The sequence below is a fragment of the Xanthomonas arboricola pv. guizotiae genome, assembly GCF_002940205.1.
GTDB lineage: Bacteria > Pseudomonadota > Gammaproteobacteria > Xanthomonadales > Xanthomonadaceae > Xanthomonas > Xanthomonas arboricola_C.
Genome location: NZ_MDSK01000047.1, coordinates 1 through 21963, shown reverse-complemented (window position 1 = coordinate 21963; position 21963 = coordinate 1). Strand labels below are relative to the sequence as shown.

The window sequence follows — 21963 nt, the reverse complement described above, 5'->3', positions numbered from 1 at the left end:
CGGAGCGTTCCTCATTGCCAATCGGTGGACGGTTTTTCCCAGAGGTTGACGCCGCCCTCGACCGCAAAGCGGTCGATCTCGGCCAACTCGTCCGCACTGAACTCGGGCCTCTGCAAGGCCGCGACGTTTTCGATCAACTGCTCCGGGCGGCTGGCGCCCAGCAATGCCGAGCTCACCCGCCGGTCGCGCAGCACCCAGGCCAGGGCCAGCTGCGCCAGGCTCTGCCCGCGCCGCTGCGCGATCGCATCCAGCCCGCGTGCGCGCTGCAGATTGGCCTCGGACAGATGTTCCGGCCGCAGCGAGTCGCCACCGGGACGATTCACGCGCGCATCGCCGGGGACGCCATTGAGGTACTTGCCGGTCAACAGGCCCTGCGCCAGCGGCGTGAATGCGATCACCCCCGCGCCGACCTCGTCGGTCGCCTCGAACAGCGCATGCTCGGCCCAGCGATTGAACAGGTTGTAGGCCGGCTGGTGGATCAGCAGCGGCACCTTCCACTCGCGCAGCAACGCGGCGATCTCGCGCGTGCGCGCCGCCGAATACGACGACACGCCCACATACAGCGCCTTGCCCTGCTGCACTGCGCTGGCTAATGCGCCGGCGGTCTCTTCCAGCGGCGTGTCCGCATCGAAGCGGTGCGAGTAGAAGATGTCCACATAGTCCACGCCCAGCCGCTGCAGGCTCTGATCCAGGCTGGACAGCAGGTATTTGCGCGAACTGCCGCCCTGCCCGTACGGACCCGGCCACATGTCCCAGCCGGCCTTGGTGGAGAGGATCAATTCATCGCGATACGGCTTGAAGTCTTCACGCAGCAGGCGGCCGAAGTTGATTTCCGCGCTGCCATACGGCGGGCCGTAGTTGTTGGCCAGATCGAAATGGGTGATGCCCAGGTCGAAAGCGGTCCGCAGCAATGCGCGCTGCGTGTCGATCGGCGTGCTGTCGCCGAAGTTGTGCCACAGACCCAGCGACAGCGCAGGCAGGACAAGGCCGCTGCGGCCGACACGGCGGTAGGCGATGCGGTCGTAACGATCGGGATGTGCGAGATAGGTCATCAGGGTATCCGGTGAGTCAGCGTGCGCTGAAGCGATTGACGGGGCGTGCCAGCCCCAGATGATCGCGCAGGGTGCGCCCTGCATATTCACGCCGGAACAGTCCGCGCCGCTGCAGCTCGGGCACCACGTGCGTGGCCACATCGGCCAGACCGCCGGGCAAATGTGGCACCAGCACGTTGAAACCGTCCGCAGCCCCGCCTTCGAACCAGGCCTGCAGCTCGTCGGCAATCTGTGTCGGCGTGCCGATCAGGCTGTAGTGCCCGCGTCCGCCTGCGATGCGCCGACCGAGCTGGGCAATGCTCAGCTGCTCCTGTCCGGCCAGCTCGGTGAACAACTGCTGGCGGCTGCGCTGGCCGGTTTCGGTGAGCGGCAGTTCCGGCAACGGGCCATCGGGCGGATAGCCGGACAGATCGAAGTTGCCCAGCATGCGCGACAGCAGCGCGATGCCGACCTCCGGCTCCACCAACTCCTGGAACTGCGCGAACTTGTCCTGCGCCTCGGCCTGGCTCTGCCCGACCACGATGAACACACCCGGCATCACTTTCAACGCATCGCGCGCGCGCGCGAACTGTTCCAGCCGCCCCTTGATGTCGGCATAGAACGCCTGCGCCTTGGCCAGCGACGATTGCGCGGTGAACACCACCTCGGCGGTTTCCGCAGCCAGCGCGCGCCCGGGCTCGGACGAGCCGGCCTGCACCAGCACCGGATGCCCCTGCGGCGCACGCGCGATGTTGAGCGGGCCGCGGACCTGGAAGTGCGCGCTGCGATGATCCAGCACATGCAGCCGCGCCGGATCGTAGTGCACGCCCGCCGCGGTGTCGGCGATGAAGGCATCGTCGTCCCAGCTGTCCCACAGGCCCGCGACCACCTGCTGGAATTCGCGCGCCCGCGCATAACGCTCGGCATGCACGTAATGCGCGTCGCGGTTGAAGTTCAATGCTTCGTCGGCGGCATCGGAGGTGACCAGATTCCAGCCGGCACGCCCACCGGACAGATGATCCAGCGAGGCGAACTTGCGCGCCACGTGATACGGCTCGTTGTAGCTGGTGGTCATGGTGGCGATCAGGCCGATACGCTCGCTCACCACTGCCAACGCGCTCAGCAGCGTGAGCGGTTCGAACAGGCTGGAGCGCGCCATCCGCGACGCCACCGGCCCACCAGCTGCAGCCAGGCTGTCGGCCACGAACACCGCATCGAACTTGGCGGCTTCGGCAATGCGCACCATTTCGCGATAATGGTCGAACACCAGCGGGTCGGCACTGGCCTGCGGGTGCCGCCACGCGGCCACGTGATGGCCGGTGGCCATCAGGAACGCACCAAGCGAGAGCTGCCGTGCAGCGCTCATCGCAGCCCACCGTGCGGTGCGCCTGCATTGCTCGAATCAGTATCAACAAACATCACAGGCATCGTCAAAAATCCTTGTGCAGTTGCAGCCCGACATAGCGCTGGTCGTCGCGCGGCACCAGCCGGAACACGTTGCCGGTGGCATTGGCCAGCAACGGGGCGTATGAGCGGTCACCGAGATTGCGGCCGAGCACCGCCACGCGCCAGCCATGCACATCGTCGGCCAGCGCGATGCTGGCATTCCAGATCGCGTACGGGCCCTGGATGGTCTGCGGGGTCTGGCTGAGGTCGTACTGCACGCTGTCCTGCCAGCTCACGTCGCCGTTGAATTCCAGCGCCAGGCTGCCGCGCAACGGCACCTGGTAACCGGCGCGCAGATGGCCCTTCCAGTCCGGCGAAAACGGCAACGGCCGGCCATCGACATTGCAGTTGGCCGCCGCTGCGGTGGGGCAGGCAAAGCGCTGGATGCGCGCCTGCGTGTAGGCCAGCGAGGCGGCCAGGTTGAGCCGCTCGGTGGGCCGGTAGTCCAGATCCAGTTCCAGGCCCTGCGTGCGCACCTGCCCGGCGTTGATCAGGCGCGTCACCACCTGCCCGGCCACGGTGTCGAAGAAGTTGGCCTGGTAGTTGGCGTATTCGGTATGGAACAGCGCCACGTTCGCACTGAGGCGATCGTCCAGGGCGCGCGCCTTCAGGCCCAGCTCCCAGGCATTGGAGGTCTCCGGTTTCAGCGCCGGGGTATCGCGCGGCTGCATGTTGAAGAACACGTTGTAGGCCGGGCCCTTGTAGCCGCGCGAATAGGTGATGTAACCGGTGGTCTGCGCATCAAAGTCGTATTGCAGGCCGGTGCGGCCGGACACGCCGTTTTCCGCGGTGCTGCCGCTGCTTGCGGTGGACGGCTGGATGCCGGTGACTGCGGTTGCCGAGCTGGATAGGCGCTGATGCCGGTAGTCGAGCGTGTCGCGGGTGAAGCGTGCGCCCAATAGCGCACGCAGATCCGGGCGCCAATGCCAGGTGGCCTCGCCGAAGGCGGCGTAGGTTTCCGCGCGGGTGGCGTAATCGGCCACGCCCACATTGCTGGCGGTGGGCGTCGTCACCGTGCGGCGATAGGTTTCGTCATTGCGCGCATGCAGGTAATACAGCCCGGCGACCGCCTCCAGCGCACGATCGCGCGGGGTCTGGATGCGCAACTCCTGCGAATACTGCGTGTAGCCCAGGTCGCCACGGTCGTGCGAGGACGGAAACGCCGCGCTGCGTTGCGCGGTGCGATCGCCATCCTGGAACTGGGTGTTGTCCCATTGCCGCCACGCGCTGATCGAGGTCAGCAGTGCATCGCCGAGCTGCTGGTCCAGCTGCAGCGAGGCGCCCTTGTTGATGTCGTCCAGATACGTGCGGTAATCGCTGTTGATCTGCCGGTTGTCGTCCCTGGCGACGACCGGTGCCAGCGCCGCGGCGAAGTCGGCACGCGTGCTGTCCACCACCACGCCGCTGGGCGCGTCGCTGTGCGATTGCAGGTAGTCGGCCAGCAGCGTCGCGTTCAAGCCAGGGTTCGGGCTCAGGTCCAGCCGCAAGCGCGCGCCGGCGCGCCGGTAGCCGTTGACGGTCTGGCCGTCGGCCACGTTGCGCACGTTGCCGCCGTACTCGGCCCACACTGCCGCCACGCTGGCCTTGAGCAGCTCCGGCACCAGCGTGCCGCCGACGCTGGCACGCACGCGGTCTTCGTCGCCGCCACCGAAGTGCGAGTAATCCACATAGCAGCCGAACAGCTCCGGCGCCGGCTTGCTGACGATATTGAGCACGCCGGCGGAGGCGTTCTTGCCGAACAAGGTGCCCTGCGGCCCGCGCAGGACTTCGATGCGTTCGACATCGAGCAGGTCCAGCGTGGCCTGGCCCGGACGCCCCAGCACCACGCCGTCGATCACCGTCGCCACGCTGGGCTCGACGCCTGGCGAGGTGGAGATGGTGCCCACGCCACGCAGGAACAACGAGGTGTCCTTGTTGGAGGCACCGTTGCGAAAGCTCAGGCTGGGCACCAACGCCGGCAGGTCGGCCACGCTGTTGCGGTTTTCGCGCTCCAGCGTCTTGCCCTGCACGACGGACACCGCCACCGGCACCTGCTGCAAGGTGGTTTCGCGACGCGTGGCGGTCACGGTGACCGCGCCCAGGGTCTGCGCGGCGCGCTCCGGTGTCGCAGCAGCCTCGCCCAATTCATCGGCCAGCACCGGCGCACATGCCCACACCAGACTCCACGCCAGCACCTGCGGCCTGGCCAACCATCTCGAAGCAGCGAGGATCCTTGCAGGGGTCCGGTGTCGCGCAGGCATGTACGTCCTTTCGTGGCGTCGGCTGTCGTGCAGCAGCGTGGGGGAGATTTTTTGCGAACTGGCGAGCGCCATGCACGGCGACCCGGGCGCAGCGCAGGCCGACACGGCGCTGCAATGCAGTAGCGCATGCTGTTTGCAGCGGCCGCGAGCGTCAAATAACCAATGATTAGGTGGTTATTCACTCACGCGCCGCAGCGTGTCGACCCTCCGTGCCCTGCGCTCGCCAGGATCCTCGCTGCACAACACCAGGCCAATGGCGATAATGCGCCCATGGATGCACCCAAGCCCTGGCACCTCTATCTGCTGCTGTGTCGCAACGGCAGCTATTACGCCGGCATCACCAACGACCTGGAGCGGCGTTTCCAGGCGCATCAGCGCGGGACCGGCGCGCGTTATACCCGTGCAAACCCGCCGCTGGAACTGCTTGCCAGCCATCCGTATGCGGACCGCGCCGCCGCCTCGCGCGCAGAGTGGCAGCTCAAGCAGCAACCGCGCGCGCGCAAGCTGGCCTGGCTGCTGGCGCAACCGCACGACGGCACCGGGTCACAGCCCGCTGACGCTTCGCTCACGCCCGCCTAGCCGCGCGGTTTCTACGCTGCAGCGTCATCGATCGCGGAGCAGCGCATGCACTATCAGCTCTACTACTGGACCGGCCTGCAAGGCCGCGGCGAATTCGTCCGGCTCGCACTGGAAGACGCCGGCGCCGACTACACCGACGTGGCGCGTGTCGAAGGCGATGAGGTGATGAATGCCTTTCTGGAAGGCCACCAGGCCGGCGCACAGCCATTCGCACCGCCCTTCCTCAAGGCCGGCGACACGGTGGTTGCGCAGGTGGCGACCATCCTGCATGTCATCGGACCGCAACTGCAGCTGGTGCCGGACTCGGACGCACAGCGCATCCAGGCATTGCAGTTGCAGCTGACCATCGCCGATCTGGTGGCCGAGGTGCACGACAGCCATCATCCGATCGCCACCGGTCTGTATTACGAAGACCAGAAAACCGAAGCGGCCAAGCGCGCCAAGGATCTGCGCGACAACCGCCTGCCCAAGTTCCTGGGCTACTTCGAGCAGGTGCTGCAACAGGCCGGCGGCACGCATGTGCTTGGCACGCATTCCTATGTGGATCTGTCGTTGTTCCAGCTGATCAGCGGGCTGGAATACATGTTCCCCAAGCGCATGAAGACACTGTCAGCCGAGCTGCCAGGCCTGAAAGCCCTGCAACAGCGGGTTGCCGCCCGTCCACGCATCGCGGCCTATCTCGCCTCCAAACGGCGCGTGGCGTTCAACACCAACGGCATCTTCCGCCACTATCCGGAGCTGGATGCGGCGTAAGCGATGGCGGCGCGTACCGCTGAATTTGCGTTGTTTCCATGCCGGGATGGCGGACGAACCTGCATCCGTGCATGCAAGGCCGCATTCGGGCGGCCTTCTCCTCACGTCATCACGCGCCGCGTCAACGTCCCTGCAGCAACGCCGTCCGGATCCGCTGCAACTGCGCCTTCACTGCAGCCGCTTGCGCCGGCCCCAGCCGCAGCAGCGCCTTTTGACCGACCGACAGCGACTCCAGCGCGGGATCGACATAGCGATAACGGCCACGCTCGTCGCGCTGCACCCTGATCGGCTGTGCAGGATCGGGTGTGCGCAGCAGATGATCGATCACGTCGATCACGCGGTCGTTGAAGTAGCGGTCCGGCGCACCCAGATCGGCATAGGCCTGCTGGAACAGCGGATAGAAACGCACATAACTGCGCACCAGCGCCTGCGCATCCACCTGGGTGAATGCCGCCACATAAGGCGCATACCGCGCCGCATTGGCCTGATCGATCACCACGCTTCCCGCCGCATCGGACACCGCGAATTCGCCCGCCACCGGCTGCAGCACCGAGACGCGACGGCTGATGCTGGGCTGGGTGAGATTGTCGATCATCACCACCACGCGTTCGATCAGGTGCTTGCGCAGCACGATCGACAACGCGCCATCGTCCTGCACCAACTCCAGCAAGGCCTGCCACGCAGCAGCATCGCTCTGTGCCAGCGCAGGAATCGCGGCGTCGGCGGCATCGGCCGAGGGCTGCTGCACCGGATGGCGCGGCCCGGCCGGTGCCGGCGGCGCGGGGGCCACCGCCGCTGCCACGGCGCTGGCGGTCTGGCTGATCGGCGCAGGCAACGCACCCGGCGCAGTGGGTGACCCGCCGAATAGCCACCAGGCGGCGCCAGCCACCACCGGCACCGCCAGCAGCCACGGCCAACGCGAAGACTTGGATTGCATCTTAGAACTCCTTACATCGACAACATCCAGAGTGTGACCACGAGATATCGCGGTGGTTCCATGATGTGCGGCGATGACGCGATCAAGCAGGCCATGTGCATCGCACAAGAGCGATTGGCACGCGAGGATGCCTGCCTCTGGCAGGAAATGCTGGCTGCAGCGCTAGAACTGGCAACGACATACGCCTGACCACCGTCCTCATTGCGAACCGATCACGCGCGCAGCGAAGTCCGATGCAGTCACAACTCAGTGATCGAGGGGCGCGATGCCCTCACCGCTTGCGGGACACGCCGTGAATCCGTCCGTGGAGGCTCCTTGGCGGCATCCATGCCGCCAAGGGTCCCGCAACCGGCAAGGACACCGCACCAGGAGTTTGGTTGGTGGTCGAATGAAAAGCTGCCTGTTGCGATTGCAAGTCTTGCGTCGGGACGCTGAAAAGTTTGCAGGTTGCTTTGTTGAGCCGCTGCCGTTACTCGGTTTGCGCTGGAAAGCTGATCGAACGCACGGTGATCCGACCAGCGCACGTCATGCACTGCTTGCAACCATGCACACCGACCATCAGGTCCTTGCCGGCCCACCGTCGCGGGACCTTACGCGGCATGGATGCCGCGTAAGAGCCTACATGGACGTACTTGCGGCGTGTCCTGCGATGGTGGGCCGGCAAGGGCCCCGCAGCCAAGCGGCAGATCAGCCGCTCTGCAGCTGATACATCGGCGTCGTCCAGTCCTTTGGAGCACAGCACCAAAAGCAATCTCGTGAAAAGCCGCTTGTCGCGCGTGTGTCGGACGTCGAGTATCGAACAACGCGCATCACGCACTGCTCTTACCGTGCACACAGACCATCTCCACTGGTCCTTGCCCGCTCACCGTCGCGGGACCTTACGCGGCATGGATGCCGCGTAAGCGCCGACCGGGATGTACTTGCGGCGTGTCCCGCGAGGGTGGGCGGGCAAGGGCCCCGCAGCCATCCGCAGATCACATGCTCTGGCTCTGGCTCTGGCTCTGGCTTTGACTCTCGCTCATCCACATCGTCAACGCTCGAACCAGAACGATCAGCGTCGCCGCATCAAGCAACAACGCCGCCCGCCCGATGGCCGCGAGTGGCAATGTCCGCCGCTCTCAGCTCGCGAAATCCAGCCGCGCGTTCACCCAGGCCGCCACGATCGTGGCGGCCGCCTGCTCGGCCTGCTTCGCAGGCAGGCGCTTCTCGCGCACCAGCCAAGCGGCCGTGTCGGCGCGCACCTTCGGCAGCAACCCGCGCACGGCCTTGCGCTGTGCCGCCGGCCAGTCGCTGTCTTCCCCGGTCCAGGCGGCAATCGCCTTGTCCGGATCCTCGCCGTAGCGCTTGCGCAATGCCGGTGTCAGGTACAGCAGTGGCGATACCGAGGCGCGTAGCGCGATGATTTTCCACTCGGCGTAACTGGCATAGCGAATGGTGCCGGCATCCTTGCTCAGGGTCTCGATCAACCCGTCGAAGCCGGCATCCAGCTGCTTCCAGCTCGCCAATGCAAACAGACCGCCCGGCGGCTCGCAGATCGGCGCGAACCCGTCGCGTGTCGAGCCATACAGCGACCCGAACGCCTCATACGCCGGCTCCCCCACTGCAGCAAAGACGAAGCAATGCACGTAGGGGCGCTGATCGCTGTTGTCGCGTTCGATCCACATGCGCAGCAATGTCAGGACTTTTTCCGGATCCTGCGACACAGGGCCGGCAGCGATATCGTCGAGCAAGGATGCGGCGAAGTCGTCGACCTTGCGCAGCGCCTTGCGCGCACTTTCAAACCGCGCACTCGCCAGCTTCGCATCCACGCCCGCGGCGGGGACGAACTGATGCAGATACGCCAGCCACGCCGAAGCCAGCGGCGTGGCGTAGCCCTGCAACTGGCGCGCGGCGTCGGCAGGCGCGGTGGGAATCAAGGCGATGATGCGATCCAGCGCCTGTTGCTGGGCAGTCAGTGCCTTGGCCAGCACATCGACCCTGGCCTTCAAGGTGCGTTGCAGGCAGTCGTCCGGCTTGGCGTCCTGCGCGCAGGCATTGCGCAGCCGCAGCCAGGCGCGTTGCCGATCGCGCACGTCTGCGACCGCGCTACGCGGTGCGGTGTCCAGCAGCGCCCGGTAGGACGCGTCCAGCTGGTCGTCCAGATTGCCCAGCGCCGGCACCGCGCACAGCCGTTTTTCGACCGCCGTGCCGGCCTGCCTGCAATCGAACGAGGCCGCCCAGGCACCGCCGGCGCCAAGCAACAGCGCGCCACCGATGACCACCCGCAACGCCCTTGAGCGGGATCTCATTGCACTGCGTCCTTGCGTGCGGGCAGCAGCGAGAGCAGCAGCAAGGTCACCGCCAGCGCAACATAGGCACCGACGAACTGCCAGCTGATCACCCGCGCCAGGCCGTGCAGCGACCATGGCAGATAGATGCCGCCACGCGGGTCCACCGAATGGATCAGGCCGAACAGCGTCAGCCCGGCGGCCACCAGCAGGAACACCGCACCGCGGCGCAGCCGGCCATCGATCATCGCCGCCACGGCGGCGATCCACAGCATCGCGGTGATGATGAAGCCATTGCCCAGCGCGAAGATCACCGCCAGCTCGGGCAGGCCGTGACCATCGAGCTTGGTGGTGAGTGCGACCAGTTGATCCGGCGGAATCCAGCCCGGCGCCTTGATGGCCAGCAGGTACGCCACCGACGGCAGAAAGCCCAGCACCATCGCCCCGGCATGCTGCCTGGGCGTGGCCTGGAACGCCTGCGTGGTGATGTCGATCGACACGTACACGATGATCGGCGCCAGCACCGCCAGTGGCAGCCATTGCACCAAGCCGGAGATCACACCGAGCATGCCGCCGATGCCGACGAACAGGCCGGTCAGCAGCGTGTAACCGGAGCGCGCGCCCATATGCTTGTAGGCTGGCTGGCCGATGTAGGGCGTGGTCTGCGCCACGCCGCCGCAGACGCCTGCAACCAGCGTCGCCAGGGCTTCCACCAGCAGGATGTCGCGGGTGCGGTAATCATCGCCCGCGGCACGTGCGCTCTCGCTGACATTGATGCCGCCCACCACCATCAACAGGCCGAACGGCAGCAGCAGCGGCAGGTACGCCAGTGTGGCCGGCAGGCCGTCGATGAAGCCCAGGTTCGGCAGCGGCAACACGATCGTCGGCGGCGTCCATTCCGGCACCGCGAAGCCCGGTGCACCCAGGCCGGCCAGCCCCAGCCCGTAGTACAGCGCAGTGCCGATCACGAAGGCCACCAGCACGCCGGGCAACTTGGTCGGCAACCGGCCCTTGGCGAGCAGCACGTACAGCAGCAAACCCAGGGTGACGAAGCCGGCCACCGGCGAACGCAGGGTCTCCAGCAGCGGCAGCAGGCCCATCAACACCAGCGCGATGCCGGCGATCGAACCGAGCAAGGCTGCGCGTGGCAGCGCGCGCGTGACCGCCTCGCCGACGAACGACAGCACCAGCTTGAGCAGGCCCATCACCACCAGGGCGGCCATGCCGAGTTTCCAGGTGGCGATGGCGGCCGCCTGCGGGTCCAGCCCCTGTGCCTTGAAGCCGACGAACGCCGGGCCCAGCACCAACAGCGCCATGCCGATGCTGGTCGGCGCATCCAGGCCCAGCGGCATCGCGGTGACGTCGTCGCGCCCGGTGCGTGCGGCCAGCCGCCGCGCCATCAAGGTATAGAGCAGGTTGCCGACCAGCACGCCGAACGCGGTGCCGGGAAACATGCGCCCGAACACCACCTCGGCCGGGAACTGGAACATCCCGACCAACGCCATCGCGATGAAACCGAGGATGGAGAGATTGTCGACGACCAGGCCGAAGAAGCCATTGAGGTCGCCGGCGACGAACCAGCGCGGCGATGCCGCAGTACGCGAGGAAGGGGCCGACATGGGAGCCAGGAAGCGTGGGGATCGGCCGATGGTAGCCGCTGCTCCGCATGCGCGACAGCGGCGCGGTGGATCAGAGCGTGCCGCCGCGATTGCGCCTGCCGCGCCCGCGCGGCGCGGCTCTGCAGTGCACACACACGCTACTTCATCGCCGCAGCGACCATGACTCAGCCGATGCGATCAGTGCGGTTGGCACCGCGGTAGCGCACTGCACCCGTGCAGCATGAGCGTTGATATCCAGCTGGTCGGCCGATCGCCAAGCACCAGATAAGTGCTCGATCGTCACCCGCATGCTGGTGGCAGGTGCCACGGCTGCGAACGACAGGCCGGTGAGCGCAGTCGACAACAGCATGCAGGCAGCGCCCATCCGCAACCGGCGCAGATCGTCGCGGCGAAGGGGACCAGGTTTGGCAACTCACCCGACACGGCACCGGCCGTTGGAAAGACACGGATGCGACGCATCACTGCAACGCGCGCGCAGCACTCGCCGGTTCCAATGTCGGTGCCAGTGCCAGTGCCAGTGCCGGTGCCGGTGCCGAGGCTCGGCGGCCGCGCCAAGCGGCGCCGATCAGAACGACACCTCCACCGCCTGCCGCGACCACAGCACCGACTGGTGGCCGGTGGCCTGCTTCCAGGCCAGGCGGATCGCCTCGATGTCGTTGCGCCGCTGCGGGGTGTCCTCATGCAGGATCACCAGCACCTTGGTGCCCAGCCGGTTCGGCTCCTTGGCGCCGCGGAACAGCCACTGGCCGTAGGCGTCGAACACGGTCAGGCCGTCGGGAAAGCGCGGGGTCACTTGCTTGTCCAGAAATGCGCGCCATTGGGTTTCGTCGATGGTGCGGGTCTGCGGGCGATCGGCCGGGCCGGTTTCCTCGCCCACGCCGAAGTACAGCTCGCTGCGCACCCAGCCGCGCGCCGCCGCCGGCCGCGCCGCATCGCCCTGCAGACGGGCAGTGGTCGAACCCGGCGCGCCGCCGGGGGTGGTGGCGCAGGCGGACAGCGCCAGCATGACGGCAAGCAGGCAGGACGGCAGCAACTTCATCGACTTCTCCACAACGGGTACGTTTATGACGGATCGGGGGCGGGCTCATGCATGGCCGGCATCAGCTGATGCCGGCGTGCGCGCACTGTGCCATCTCGCACGCGCCTGAACAACGCGATAATATCTCTCCATCCGGATGAATGTGGACGATCCGCCCCCCCCCTTGCGCCCCTGCCCGGCCGGATGCCGTCCGCGCGGCGCGTTCGCAGTTGCTGTCGCAGGAGAGTAAAGATGACCCGCCCCACCCTTTCGGCTATCGGCCTGGCCGTGGCCGCCGTGTTGAGCGCCAACGCCCAGGCCCAGCAGGCCGCCCCCGGCGCCACCACGCTGGACACCGTGATCGTCACCGGCACCCGCGCCAGCGACCGCACCGTGCTGGAATCGACCGTGCCGGTGGACGTGCTCACCGCCGAGGACATCCGCAAGGCCGGCGTGGTCAACGGCGAGCTGGGCAGCGCGCTGCAGGCGCTGCTGCCCTCGTTCAACTTCCCGCGCCAGTCCAACTCCGGCGGCGCCGACCATATCCGCGCCGCGCAGCTGCGTGGGCTCTCGCCCGACCAGGTGCTGGTGCTGGTCAACGGCAAGCGCCGCCACACCTCGGCGCTGGTCAATACCGACAGCAAGATCGGCAAGGGCACCACGCCGGTGGATTTCAACTCCATCCCGATCAATGCGATCAAGCGCATCGAAGTGCTGCGCGACGGTGCCGGCGCGCAGTACGGCTCGGACGCGATCGCCGGCGTGATCAACGTGATCCTGGACGACAACCCCGAGCGCGGCGAGCTGGAAGCCAGCTTCGGCGCCTACAACACCGACGTGGAGCCGATCAATCGCCGCGTCACCGATGGCCAGACCAGCTACGCCAGCGCCAAGGTCGGCAGCCTGCTCGGCGATGACGGCGGCTTCTTCAAGGTCGGCCTGGAGTTGAAGAATCGCGAGGCGACCAACCGCGCCGGCTTCGACCAGATCCCGTCGTTCGAGGAGCAGACCCCGGCCAACCTGGCGCTGGCCGGCAAGCGCAATTACGTGCTCGGCGATGGCGCCACCAAGGGCCTGAACGCCTGGCTCAACACCAAGGTGCCCTTCAGCGCCACCGGCGAGTTCTACGCCTTCGGCACCTACAACCAGCGCGACACCGAAGGCGCCAATTACTTCCGTTACCCGGATGGCAGCGCCAACTGGCGCGAACTCTATCCCAACGGCTACCGCCCGATTTCCGAAGGCGAGAACCGCGACCTGCAGGTCGTCGCCGGCGCGCGTGGGCAGCTCGGCAGCTGGGACTACGACGCCAGCGTCAACTACGGCCGCAACGACTTCACCTACCGGCTGCGCAACTCGCTCAACGCCTCGCTCGGCCCGGGCAGCACCACCCGCTTCAAGACCGGCGATTTCGCCTTTGCGCAGACCGTGGGCAACCTGGATCTGACCCGCGTGTTCGATGCGGCCGGCGCCACCCACACCTTCGGCACCGGTGCCGAATTCCGCCGCGAGCAATACCGCACCCATGCTGGCGACCCGGCCAGCTATGCGGCCGGCCCGTTCACCGATCGCCCCACCGGCTCGCAGGCCGGCGGCGGCCTGAGCCCGCAGGACGAGGCCGACCTGTCGCGTAACGTGGCCAGCGCCTACGCCAATGTGTCCAGCCAGTTCGGCGACAAGTTCTCCACCGACCTGGCCGGCCGTTACGAGCATTACCAGGACTTCGGCAGCCAGTGGACCGGCAAGCTGGCGGCGCGCTATGCCTTCGCCCCGGCGTTCGCGCTGCGCGGCGCGCTCTCCAACAACGTGCGTGCGCCCTCGCTCAGCCAGATCGGCTACGAAGCCACCTCCACCGGCTACGATGCCGCCGGCCGCCTGACCCAGGGCCGCCTGCTGTCGGTCAACAACCCGATCGCACGCGCGCTCGGTGCCACCGACCTGAAGCCGGAAAAATCGCGCAATTACAGCCTGGGCTTCACCAGCCAGCTGGGCGATCACTTCGACCTGTCGCTGGACTTCTTCCAGATCGATATCGACGACCGCATCGCGCTGTCCGAAGACATCATCGGCACCACGCTGACCGACTTCGTGCAGCAGAACTTCGCCGTCGCCGGCGTGCAGAGCGCCAGCTATTTCCTCAACGCCGCCGACACCCGCACCCGCGGCGCCGAGCTGGTCGGCAACTGGCGCCAGTACGCCTTCGGCGGCGACCTGCTGCTGACCGGCACCTACAGCTACGCCAAGACCGAGTTGAAGAACGTCATCGGCACGCCGGCGCAGTTGCTCGCGCTGGACCCGGACTACGTGCTGTTCGGTGTCGAGGAGAGCAACACGCTCACCGATGCGGCGCCACGCACGCGCGCCGCGCTGGCCGCCAACTGGAACAACGAACACTGGAACCTGCAGACCCGGGTCAATCGCTACGGCAGCGTAACGCGCGTGTTCGACTTCGGCGGCGGCTTCGTGCCACGCCAGACCTATGGCGCGGAATGGCAGCTGGACCTGGAAGCCGAGTACCACCTGGGCACGCAGTGGACGCTGGCGATCGGCGGCCAGAACATTCTCGACAACTACTCGGACCGCTCCATCGACGACATCGCCTACTTCGGCAACCTGCCCTACGACGTGCTCTCGCCGATCGGCAGCAATGGCGCGTATTGGTATGGGCGGGTGCGCTACACCTTCTAGGCAATAGGGTTAAGCCCCTCTCCCCTCGGGGCGAGGAGGCACCGCTTGCGCGCCACTGGCGCGCGTGACTTGGAGCGCCCGCGCCGCAAGCGCGGGCCGGGGCGCGGAGCGGGGGTTGGGGTGAGGGTACGGGGCGAAGCCCTGCGTTACTCCAACCCGCACGAGGCTTCGCACGTACCCTCATCCGCCCCTTCGGGGCACCTTCTCCCGATGGGAGAAGGGATGGCAGTCGCTGTTGCATAACCTGAATATCACATCGCCTTGCGCACACTAACGCGATGGCAGACGTGCACTCCCCCCTTCCGTCGCCGCCATTGCTGGACGATGCCTGCGCATTGTTTCTGGACGTGGACGGTACCCTCATCGACTTTGCCGACAGCCCCGAGGCTGTGCGGCTCCTGCCCGAGGTCCGCGCGGCCATCGGCCAGCTGAGTGAACGCCTGCAGGGCGCCGTGGCGCTGGTCAGCGGCCGACCGCTGTCGCAACTGGACACCTTGTTCGCGCCATTGCGGCTTCCGGCCGCCGGCCTGCACGGACACGAACTGCGCAGCGACATCGCCGCACGCGCGGCGATGCCGCAGGACACCTCCGAGTGGCTGCATGGCCTGCATCAGCGCGCGGCCGCACTTACGCACCGGCACCCCGGCGTGCTGGTCGAAGACAAGGGCGTCAGTGTCGCGCTGCATTGGCGCGCGCAGCCGCTGGCCGGCCCCGACGTGCTCGCCTTTGCGCAGCAGGAAATCGCCCAGCTTTCCGGCTACCGCCTGCAACCGGGCGATCACGTGGTCGAATTCGTCCCCGAAGGCAGCAACAAGGGCCTGGCGGTCGAACAGCTGATGCAGCAGGGCGCATTCGCCGGCCGCACGCCGGTGTTCGTCGGCGACGACCTCACCGACGAATTCGGTTTCGAAGCGGCCAACCGCCTCGGTGGCTGGAGCGTGCTGGTCGGCGATCGCGCCCAGACCAGCGCGCGCTTCCGCGTCGACGGCACCGCCGACGTGCATGCGTGGCTGCAACGCAACGCGCGCCAGGCCTGAGCGCGGCGCGCCTCCCACTCTTTTCTTCAAAAGGATCGTTCGCACGCCATGACCGAGCCAAACCTGGATCTGGGCGTCATCGGCAACTGCAGCTTTGGAGCATTGGTCGATCGGCAGGCACGCGTGGTGTGGAGTTGCCTGCCGGCCTTCGACGGCGACCCGGCGTTCTGTTCGCTGCTGTCGCCCAAGCGCGAAGGTGGCGACTTTGCCGTGGAGCTGGAGGACTTCGCCGGCAGCGAGCAACACTATCTGCCCAATACCGCAGTGCTGCGCACCGTGTTGCGCGACCGCCACGGTGGCGAACTGGAAGTCATCGACTTCGCACCGCGCTGGCGCAATAACGGGCGTTTCTATCGGCCCGTCAGCATCATCCGGCAGATCCGCCCGCTCGCCGGCAACCCGCGCATCATCGTGCGCGCCCGCCCGCTGGCCGACTGGGGCGGGCGCAGCCCGGAAACCACCTGGGGCAGCAATCACATCCGCTGGGTGCTGCCCGAATTCACCCTGCGCCTGACCACCGACGTGCCGGTACGCTTCGTCCGCGACGGCCTGCCGTTCGTGCTCAGCCACCCGGTCAACCTGGTGCTGGGCGTGGACGAATCGCTGACCCGTTCGCTCACCGGCTATGTGCAGGAAGCGCAGGAACGCACCGAAGAATACTGGCGCGAATGGGTGCGCTACCTGTCGATTCCGCTCGACTGGCAGGAAGCGGTGATCCGCAGCGCGATCACGCTCAAGCTGTGCCAGTACGAAGACAGCGGCGCGATCATCGCGGCGATGACAACGTCGATCCCGGAAGCGCCGAATACGCCGCGCAACTGGGATTACCGCTATTGCTGGCTGCGCGACGCCGCCTTCGTGGTGCGCGCGTTGAATCGCCTGGGCGCCACCCGCACGATGGAGCAGTTCATTGGCTACATCTTCAACATCGCCACCGCCGACGGCACCATGCAGCCGCTGTACGGCATCGGGTTCGAATCGCAGCTGGAAGAGCACGAAGTCGAGACGATGGACGGCTACCGCGGCATGGGCCCGGTACGCCGCGGCAACCTGGCCTGGATCCAGCAGCAGCACGATGTCTACGGCAGCGTGGTGCTGGCCTCCACCCAGCTGTTCTTCGACCTGCGCCTGAAGGACCAGGGCGATGCGGACACCTTCCGCCGCCTGGAGCCGCTGGGCGAGCGCGCCTTCGCGCTGCACAACGTCCCGATGCCGGTCTGTGGGAATTCCGCGGCCGCGCCGAAGTGCATACCTACACCGCTGCGATGTGCTGGGCGGCCTGCGATCGCCTCTCCAAGATCGCCGACCGGCTGGTGCTGCCCGAGCGCAGCGTGTACTGGCGCGAGCGCGCCGACACCATCCGCGAACGCGTGCTGGGCGAGGCCTGGAGCGAACAACGCGGCCATTTCACCGATACGCTGGGCGGTCATCGCCTGGACGCATCGCTGTTGCTGCTGGCCGATATCGGCATCGTCGCCAACGACGACAGCCGCTTCGTGCGCACGGTCGAGGCGGTCGGCCGCGTGCTCAAGCATGGCGATGCGCTGTATCGCTACATCGCACCGGATGACTTCGGTGAGCCGGAAACCAGCTTCACCATCTGCACGTTCTGGTACATCGACGCGCTGGCCGCGATCGGCCGCAAGGAGGAGGCGCGTGAACTGTTCGAGCGCATCCTCTCGCGCCGCAATCACCTCGGCTTGCTGTCGGAGGATCTATCCTTCGAAGATGGCGAAGCCTGGGGCAATTTCCCCCAGACCTATTCGCACGTGGGCTTGATCATTGCAGCGATGCGCTTGTCGCGCAGCTGGCAGGAGGCGTCATGAGTCGTTTGGTGGTGGTATCCAACCGCGTCGCAGTGCCCGGCGAAAACCGCGCCGGCGGGCTGGCGGTTGGCCTGTTGGCTGCACTCAAGGAGCGCGGCGGCGTGTGGTTCGGCTGGAGCGGCAAGACCGTCCGCGGCGACAGCGGCGGCATGCACGAGCAGACCGAGGGCGACATCACCTTCGTCACCATGGACCTCAACAAGCGCGACATCGATTCGTACTACAACGGGTTCGCCAATCGCACGCTGTGGCCGCTGCTGCACTTCCGGCTGGACCTGGTCGATTACGACCGCGCCACCCGCGAAGGCTATATGCGCGTCAACCGGCTGTTCGCCGAGAAGCTGGCGCCGTTGTTGAAGGACAGCGACACGCTGTGGATCCACGATTACCACATGATTCCGCTGGGCGCGATGCTGCGCGAGCTGGGTGTGGGCTGCAAGATGGGCTTCTTCCTGCACGTGCCGATGCCCTCGGCCGACCTGATGCAGGCGATGCCGGATCACGCGCGCTTGTTCAGTACGTTCTATGCGTACGACCTGGTCGGCTTCCAGACCCAGCGCGATGCCGAGCGCTTCAAGGCCTATGTGCGCCTGTTCGGCGGCGGCCGCATTCTCGACGGCGACATCGTCGAAGGCCCCGGCGGGCGTCGCTTCAGTGCCGCGGCGTTCCCGATCGGAATCGACACCGACCTGATCGCCAACCAGGCCAAGGCTGCGGTCGGCAAGCAGGCGGTGCGCGACCTGCGCGAAAGCCTGCGCGGACGGCAACTGGCGATCGGCGTGGACCGGCTGGATTATTCCAAGGGCCTGCCGGAACGCTTCCAGGGTTTCGAGCGCTATCTGGAGCGTTATCCGGAGCAATCCGGCAGCCTGACCTATCTGCAGATCGCGCCGGTATCGCGTGGCGACGTCAACGAGTATCGCCGGTTGCGCGGGCAGCTGGAACAGATCGCCGGCCACATCAACGGTGGCCATGCCGAGCCGGATTGGACACCGCTGCGCTACGTCAATCAGAACTTCAGCCATGCGACCTTGACCGGCTTCTATCGCGCGGCCTCGGTCGGCCTGGTCACGCCACTGCGCGACGGCATGAACCTGGTCGCCAAGGAATTCGTCGCGGCGCAGGATCCGCAGAATCCGGGCGTCCTGGTGCTGTCGCTGCTGGCCGGTGCAGCCGACGAAATGAAGGAGGCGCTGCTGGTCAATCCGCACGATCTGGACGGCGTGGCCGACGCGATCGCCACCGCGGCAAGCATGCCGCTGGCAACCCGCATCGAACGCTGGCGCGCGATGATGGATCACCTGCGCAAGAACAACATCAACCACTGGCGCCAGCGCTACCTGCAGGCACTTGCAGATATCTGACTCCGGTTTCCGCAAGGCAGGCTGCCAGCAGCACGCTATCAGCACAGACGCGCTGCGCACCGGCAGCGCCCCCCTTCTCCCTCGGGAGAAGGTGCCCGAAGGGCGGATGAGGGCACGCGTGCACGTAACAAGTGGAAATATCCGAAACGCAAACCCCAGCTTCTACAAATCTCCACTCCCGAATGCCAAACCCCACCTCAGCGCGTGAGTCAATAACGCAATAGAACTACTGCCGGATCCCGCATTTGTCGCGGCGCACGAATGCACCCAACACCGCCTGGCACCCAAGGCAATCTCCGGCTCCATCGGATTTAAGCAATTCCAGCGCCCCAACTGCACAGCCTGGAACGCTGGTTCTCATTCCGTCACGGACACAAGCGTCATTGCGGTTTAAAATATTCACATGAGTAGCGCTGAGGACCCTGGGAGGGGCGGCGCGTTCATATCCGGACGTCCTGGTTCAGGACGTTTTTGTTGGATCGAAGGCCGCCCTTTGCCAGCCCGTGATCTTGCTCCCTCCACGACTCGCCGCCGCCTGCCGGTGCCTGGGTCCTTCCTGACATCTCAAAATGACTGATCAATCCTCAAAACGTGGACTAGGCACCTGGTTGCTGGTGGTCTATGCCGTGGTGATCGCCGTGCTCGGTGCGGTGCTCGCCTACGAAGGCGGCCGCCTGGTCGCCGTCGGTGGCTCCTGGTATTACCTGCTGGCGGGCATCGGCCTGTTCCTGGCCGGCGTGTTGCTGGCGCTGGGCAAGCGTGCCGGCCTGTGGCTGTTCGGCGCCACGCTGGCGGCCACCATCGCCTGGGCGCTATGGGAAGTGGGCCTGGATGGCTGGGGCCTGGTCCCGCGTCTGGCCTGGATGTCGGTGCTGGGGCTGGTGCTGCTGCCGTTCTGGGGCGTGGCCCGCCGCCGTATGCAGCCGCTGTCGGGGCTTGGCTATGTGCTGGTGACCGGCGTGCTGCCGATTCTGGGCGCAACGCTGATCCTGTGGCCGCTGCTGGTGCCGCGCAATGTCGAACTGGCCGATGCCTCCAAGCTGCCGGCCGAGAATGCGACGCCGTTCAGCCGCGCCAACGTGCCCAGCCCGGACGGTAACGTCGCGGCCAATCACGATGCCAGCAACTGGACCTCGTACGCCGGCTCCAACCTGTCCAACCACTACACCCCCGGTGCGCAGATCACCCCGGAGAACGCCAAGAACCTGAAGGTGGCCTGGGAGTTCCATACCGGCGATCTGAAGCCGGCCGGCTCCAAGCTGGGCTACGCCTTCCAGAACACCCCGCTCAAGGTCGGCGAACTGCTCTACATCTGCACCCCGACCCAGAAGGTAATCGCGGTGGAGGCGGCCAACGGCAAGGAGCGCTGGCGCTTCGACCCGCAGACCAACCCCAAGGCGATGGCCGGCGTTGCCGCCACCACCTGCCGCGGCGTGTCGTACTACCAGGCGCCGCAAGGCACCGCCGAGTGCCCGACGCGGATCTTCTGGCCGATGGTCGACGGCCGCCTCGGCGCGCTGGATGCGCAGACCGGCAAGCTGTGCACCAGCTTCGGCAACAACGGCTTTGTCGATCTCAATGCCGGCACCGGCAACACCAAGCCGGGCTTCGTCGGCCCGACCTCGCCGCCGGTGGTGATGCGCGGCGTGGTGATCCAGCCCACCGGCCAGGTGCGCGATGGTCAGGAAGGCGATGCGCCCTCCGGCGTGGTGCGCGGCTTCGATGCGCTCACCGGCCAGCTGCGTTGGGCCTGGGACCTGGGCAACCCGGCGATCACCGCCGAGCCGCCGGCCGGGCAGACCTATACTCGTTCCACCCCGAACGTGTGGTCGCTGATGGCGGCCGACGACGAACTGGACCTGGTCTATCTGCCGACCGGCAATGCCTCCGGTGACTTCTTCGGCAAGGGCCGTACCCCGCAGGATGAGGAATACACCGCCGCGCTGGTGGCCGTGGATGCGGCCACCGGCAAGGAGCGTTGGCACTTCCGCACCGTCAACCACGACCTGTGGGATTACGACATCGGCCCGCAGCCGAACCTGGTCGATTGGCCGGTCGCCGGCGGTGGTACCCGTCCTGCGGTGATCCAGGCCACCAAGTCCGGTCAGGTGTTCGTGCTGGACCGCGCCACCGGTGCGCCGCTCATGCCGGTCAAGCAGATCGCCGTGCCGCAGGGCACCGATCACGGCGACTGGACCGCGGCCACGCAGCCGATCTCGCCGGGCATGCCCAATACCGTGGGCGCACCGAGCCGCGAGGTCGAAACCATCGTCGAATCCGACGCCTGGGGCATGACCCCGTTCGACCAGCTGGCCTGTCGCATCCAGTTCAAGCAGCTGCGCTACGAAGGCATGTTCACCCCGCCGACCCTGCAGGGCTCGCTGGCCTTCACCGGCAACCACGGCGGCATCAACTGGGGCGGCGTTTCGGTCGATCTGCAGCGCGGCATCATGGTGATGAACAGCAATCGCCTGCCCTACACCCTGCAGGTCTATACCCGCGAAAAGATGAATGAGCTGGGCGTGGTGTCGGTGTTCGACGGCAAGAGCAAGACCCCCGGCTACATGGCGCAGAAGGGCCTGGCCTACGGCGCCCGCAAGGAGCCGTGGATGTCGCCCCTCAACACGCCGTGCGTGGCGCCGCCGTGGGGCTACATCGCCGGTGTGGACCTGCGCACCCAGCAGGTGCTCTGGCGCCGCCCGCTGGGCACCGGTTACGACCAGGGCCCGATGGGTATCCCGTCCAAGACCAAGTTCGAGATCGGCACGCCCAACAACAGCGGCTCGCTGGCCACCGCCGGCGGCGTGACCTTCATCGGCGCGACCCTGGACGACTTCATGCGCGGCTTCGACACCCGCACCGGCAAGCAGGTGTGGGAGACCCGCGTGCCGGCCGGCCCGCAGGCCGCTCCGCTGAGCTACACCATCGACGGCAAGCAGTACATCGTGGCCGCCGTCGGTGGACACGACCGCATGGAAACCAAGTCGGGCGACAGCGTGATTGCCTGGGCGCTGCCGGATGACGCGGGCGCCAAGCCGGCGAAGTAAGCTGGTGTAACGTCAGCTAGGGCCTGTTAACGCTAGTGGCTGGGGAGGTTAAACTATTGGACATGGAGATCACGCCAGCACAATTTGCCCTCATCGAACATTGCTTACCTG

The 21963-nt window shown here is 66.7% G+C and carries 13 protein-coding genes and 1 pseudogene; 7 read left to right on the top strand and 7 right to left on the bottom strand.

The window, feature by feature from the left end:
- Window positions 1–11: 11 nt before the first annotated feature.
- The 3 genes from mgrA to XarbCFBP7408_RS20035 all read right to left on the bottom strand — a co-directional run bounded on the left by mgrA (window position 12) and on the right by XarbCFBP7408_RS20035 (window position 4717).
- Window positions 12–1052, bottom strand: a complete 1041-nt coding sequence (gene mgrA, locus XarbCFBP7408_RS20045; protein ID WP_104564436.1) for an L-glyceraldehyde 3-phosphate reductase — start codon at window positions 1050–1052, stop codon at window positions 12–14.
- A 16-nt stretch (window positions 1053–1068) separates the two neighbouring features.
- The gene (locus XarbCFBP7408_RS20040) at window positions 1069–2397 is read right to left on the bottom strand and encodes an LLM class flavin-dependent oxidoreductase (RefSeq protein WP_104564435.1); all 1329 of its coding nucleotides are present in this window, start codon (window positions 2395–2397) and stop codon (window positions 1069–1071) included.
- Window positions 2398–2461: 64 nt separating this feature from the next.
- A complete protein-coding gene (locus tag XarbCFBP7408_RS20035) occupies window positions 2462–4717 on the bottom strand; it encodes a TonB-dependent receptor (RefSeq protein ID WP_258072240.1) in 2256 nt (751 codons plus the stop codon).
- Between the two features lie 270 nt (window positions 4718–4987).
- Here XarbCFBP7408_RS20035 and XarbCFBP7408_RS20030 point away from each other — a divergent pair, with 270 nt between their 5' ends.
- Together XarbCFBP7408_RS20030 and XarbCFBP7408_RS20025 are read left to right on the top strand one after the other, a co-directional pair.
- A complete protein-coding gene (locus XarbCFBP7408_RS20030) occupies window positions 4988–5296 on the top strand; it encodes a GIY-YIG nuclease family protein (protein ID WP_104553566.1) in 309 nt (102 codons plus the stop codon).
- Window positions 5297–5341: 45 nt separating this feature from the next.
- Window positions 5342–6049: a glutathione S-transferase gene (locus XarbCFBP7408_RS20025; RefSeq protein WP_104564434.1), complete on the top strand. Its 708-nt coding sequence runs from the start codon at window positions 5342–5344 to the stop codon at window positions 6047–6049.
- A gap of 121 nt (window positions 6050–6170) precedes the next feature.
- Here XarbCFBP7408_RS20025 and XarbCFBP7408_RS20020 read toward each other — a convergent pair whose 3' ends face one another.
- The 4 genes from XarbCFBP7408_RS20020 to XarbCFBP7408_RS19995 all read right to left on the bottom strand — a co-directional run bounded on the left by XarbCFBP7408_RS20020 (window position 6171) and on the right by XarbCFBP7408_RS19995 (window position 11911).
- The gene (locus XarbCFBP7408_RS20020; RefSeq protein ID WP_104564433.1) at window positions 6171–6986 is read right to left on the bottom strand and encodes a DUF3014 domain-containing protein; all 816 of its coding nucleotides are present in this window, start codon (window positions 6984–6986) and stop codon (window positions 6171–6173) included.
- Between the two features lie 1118 nt (window positions 6987–8104).
- Window positions 8105–9274 carry a lysozyme inhibitor LprI family protein gene (locus tag XarbCFBP7408_RS20005; protein ID WP_104564432.1) on the bottom strand — a complete coding sequence of 390 codons (1170 nt, stop codon included), beginning with the start codon at window positions 9272–9274 and terminating at the stop codon, window positions 8105–8107.
- Complete coding sequence (locus XarbCFBP7408_RS20000) at window positions 9271–10872, bottom strand: hypothetical protein (RefSeq protein ID WP_104564431.1); 1602 nt, start codon at window positions 10870–10872, stop codon at window positions 9271–9273. Before XarbCFBP7408_RS20000 ends, XarbCFBP7408_RS20005 begins: the two co-directional genes overlap by 4 nt.
- 565 nt (window positions 10873–11437) lie before the next feature.
- Complete coding sequence (locus tag XarbCFBP7408_RS19995) at window positions 11438–11911, bottom strand: DUF3574 domain-containing protein (RefSeq protein WP_181107006.1); 474 nt, start codon at window positions 11909–11911, stop codon at window positions 11438–11440.
- Between the two features lie 231 nt (window positions 11912–12142).
- Here XarbCFBP7408_RS19995 and XarbCFBP7408_RS19990 point away from each other — a divergent pair, with 231 nt between their 5' ends.
- The 5 genes and pseudogenes from XarbCFBP7408_RS19990 to XarbCFBP7408_RS19965 all read left to right on the top strand — a co-directional run bounded on the left by XarbCFBP7408_RS19990 (window position 12143) and on the right by XarbCFBP7408_RS19965 (window position 21852).
- Entirely contained in the window at window positions 12143–14578 is a 2436-nt protein-coding gene (locus XarbCFBP7408_RS19990) for a TonB-dependent receptor plug domain-containing protein (protein WP_104564430.1), read from the top strand.
- Window positions 14579–14856: 278 nt separating this feature from the next.
- A complete protein-coding gene (gene otsB, locus XarbCFBP7408_RS19980) occupies window positions 14857–15615 on the top strand; it encodes a trehalose-phosphatase (RefSeq protein ID WP_104564428.1) in 759 nt (252 codons plus the stop codon).
- A gap of 48 nt (window positions 15616–15663) precedes the next feature.
- Window positions 15664–17441: pseudogene (locus tag XarbCFBP7408_RS19975) on the top strand (glycoside hydrolase family 15 protein).
- Window positions 17438–18805, top strand: a complete 1368-nt coding sequence (otsA, locus tag XarbCFBP7408_RS19970; protein ID WP_104564427.1) for an alpha,alpha-trehalose-phosphate synthase (UDP-forming) — start codon at window positions 17438–17440, stop codon at window positions 18803–18805. The pseudogene XarbCFBP7408_RS19975 and the gene otsA overlap by 4 nt, the downstream one beginning before the upstream one ends.
- Window positions 18806–19413: 608 nt before the next feature.
- Complete coding sequence (locus XarbCFBP7408_RS19965) at window positions 19414–21852, top strand: membrane-bound PQQ-dependent dehydrogenase, glucose/quinate/shikimate family (RefSeq protein WP_181107008.1); 2439 nt, start codon at window positions 19414–19416, stop codon at window positions 21850–21852.
- Window positions 21853–21963: the final 111 nt, after the last annotated feature.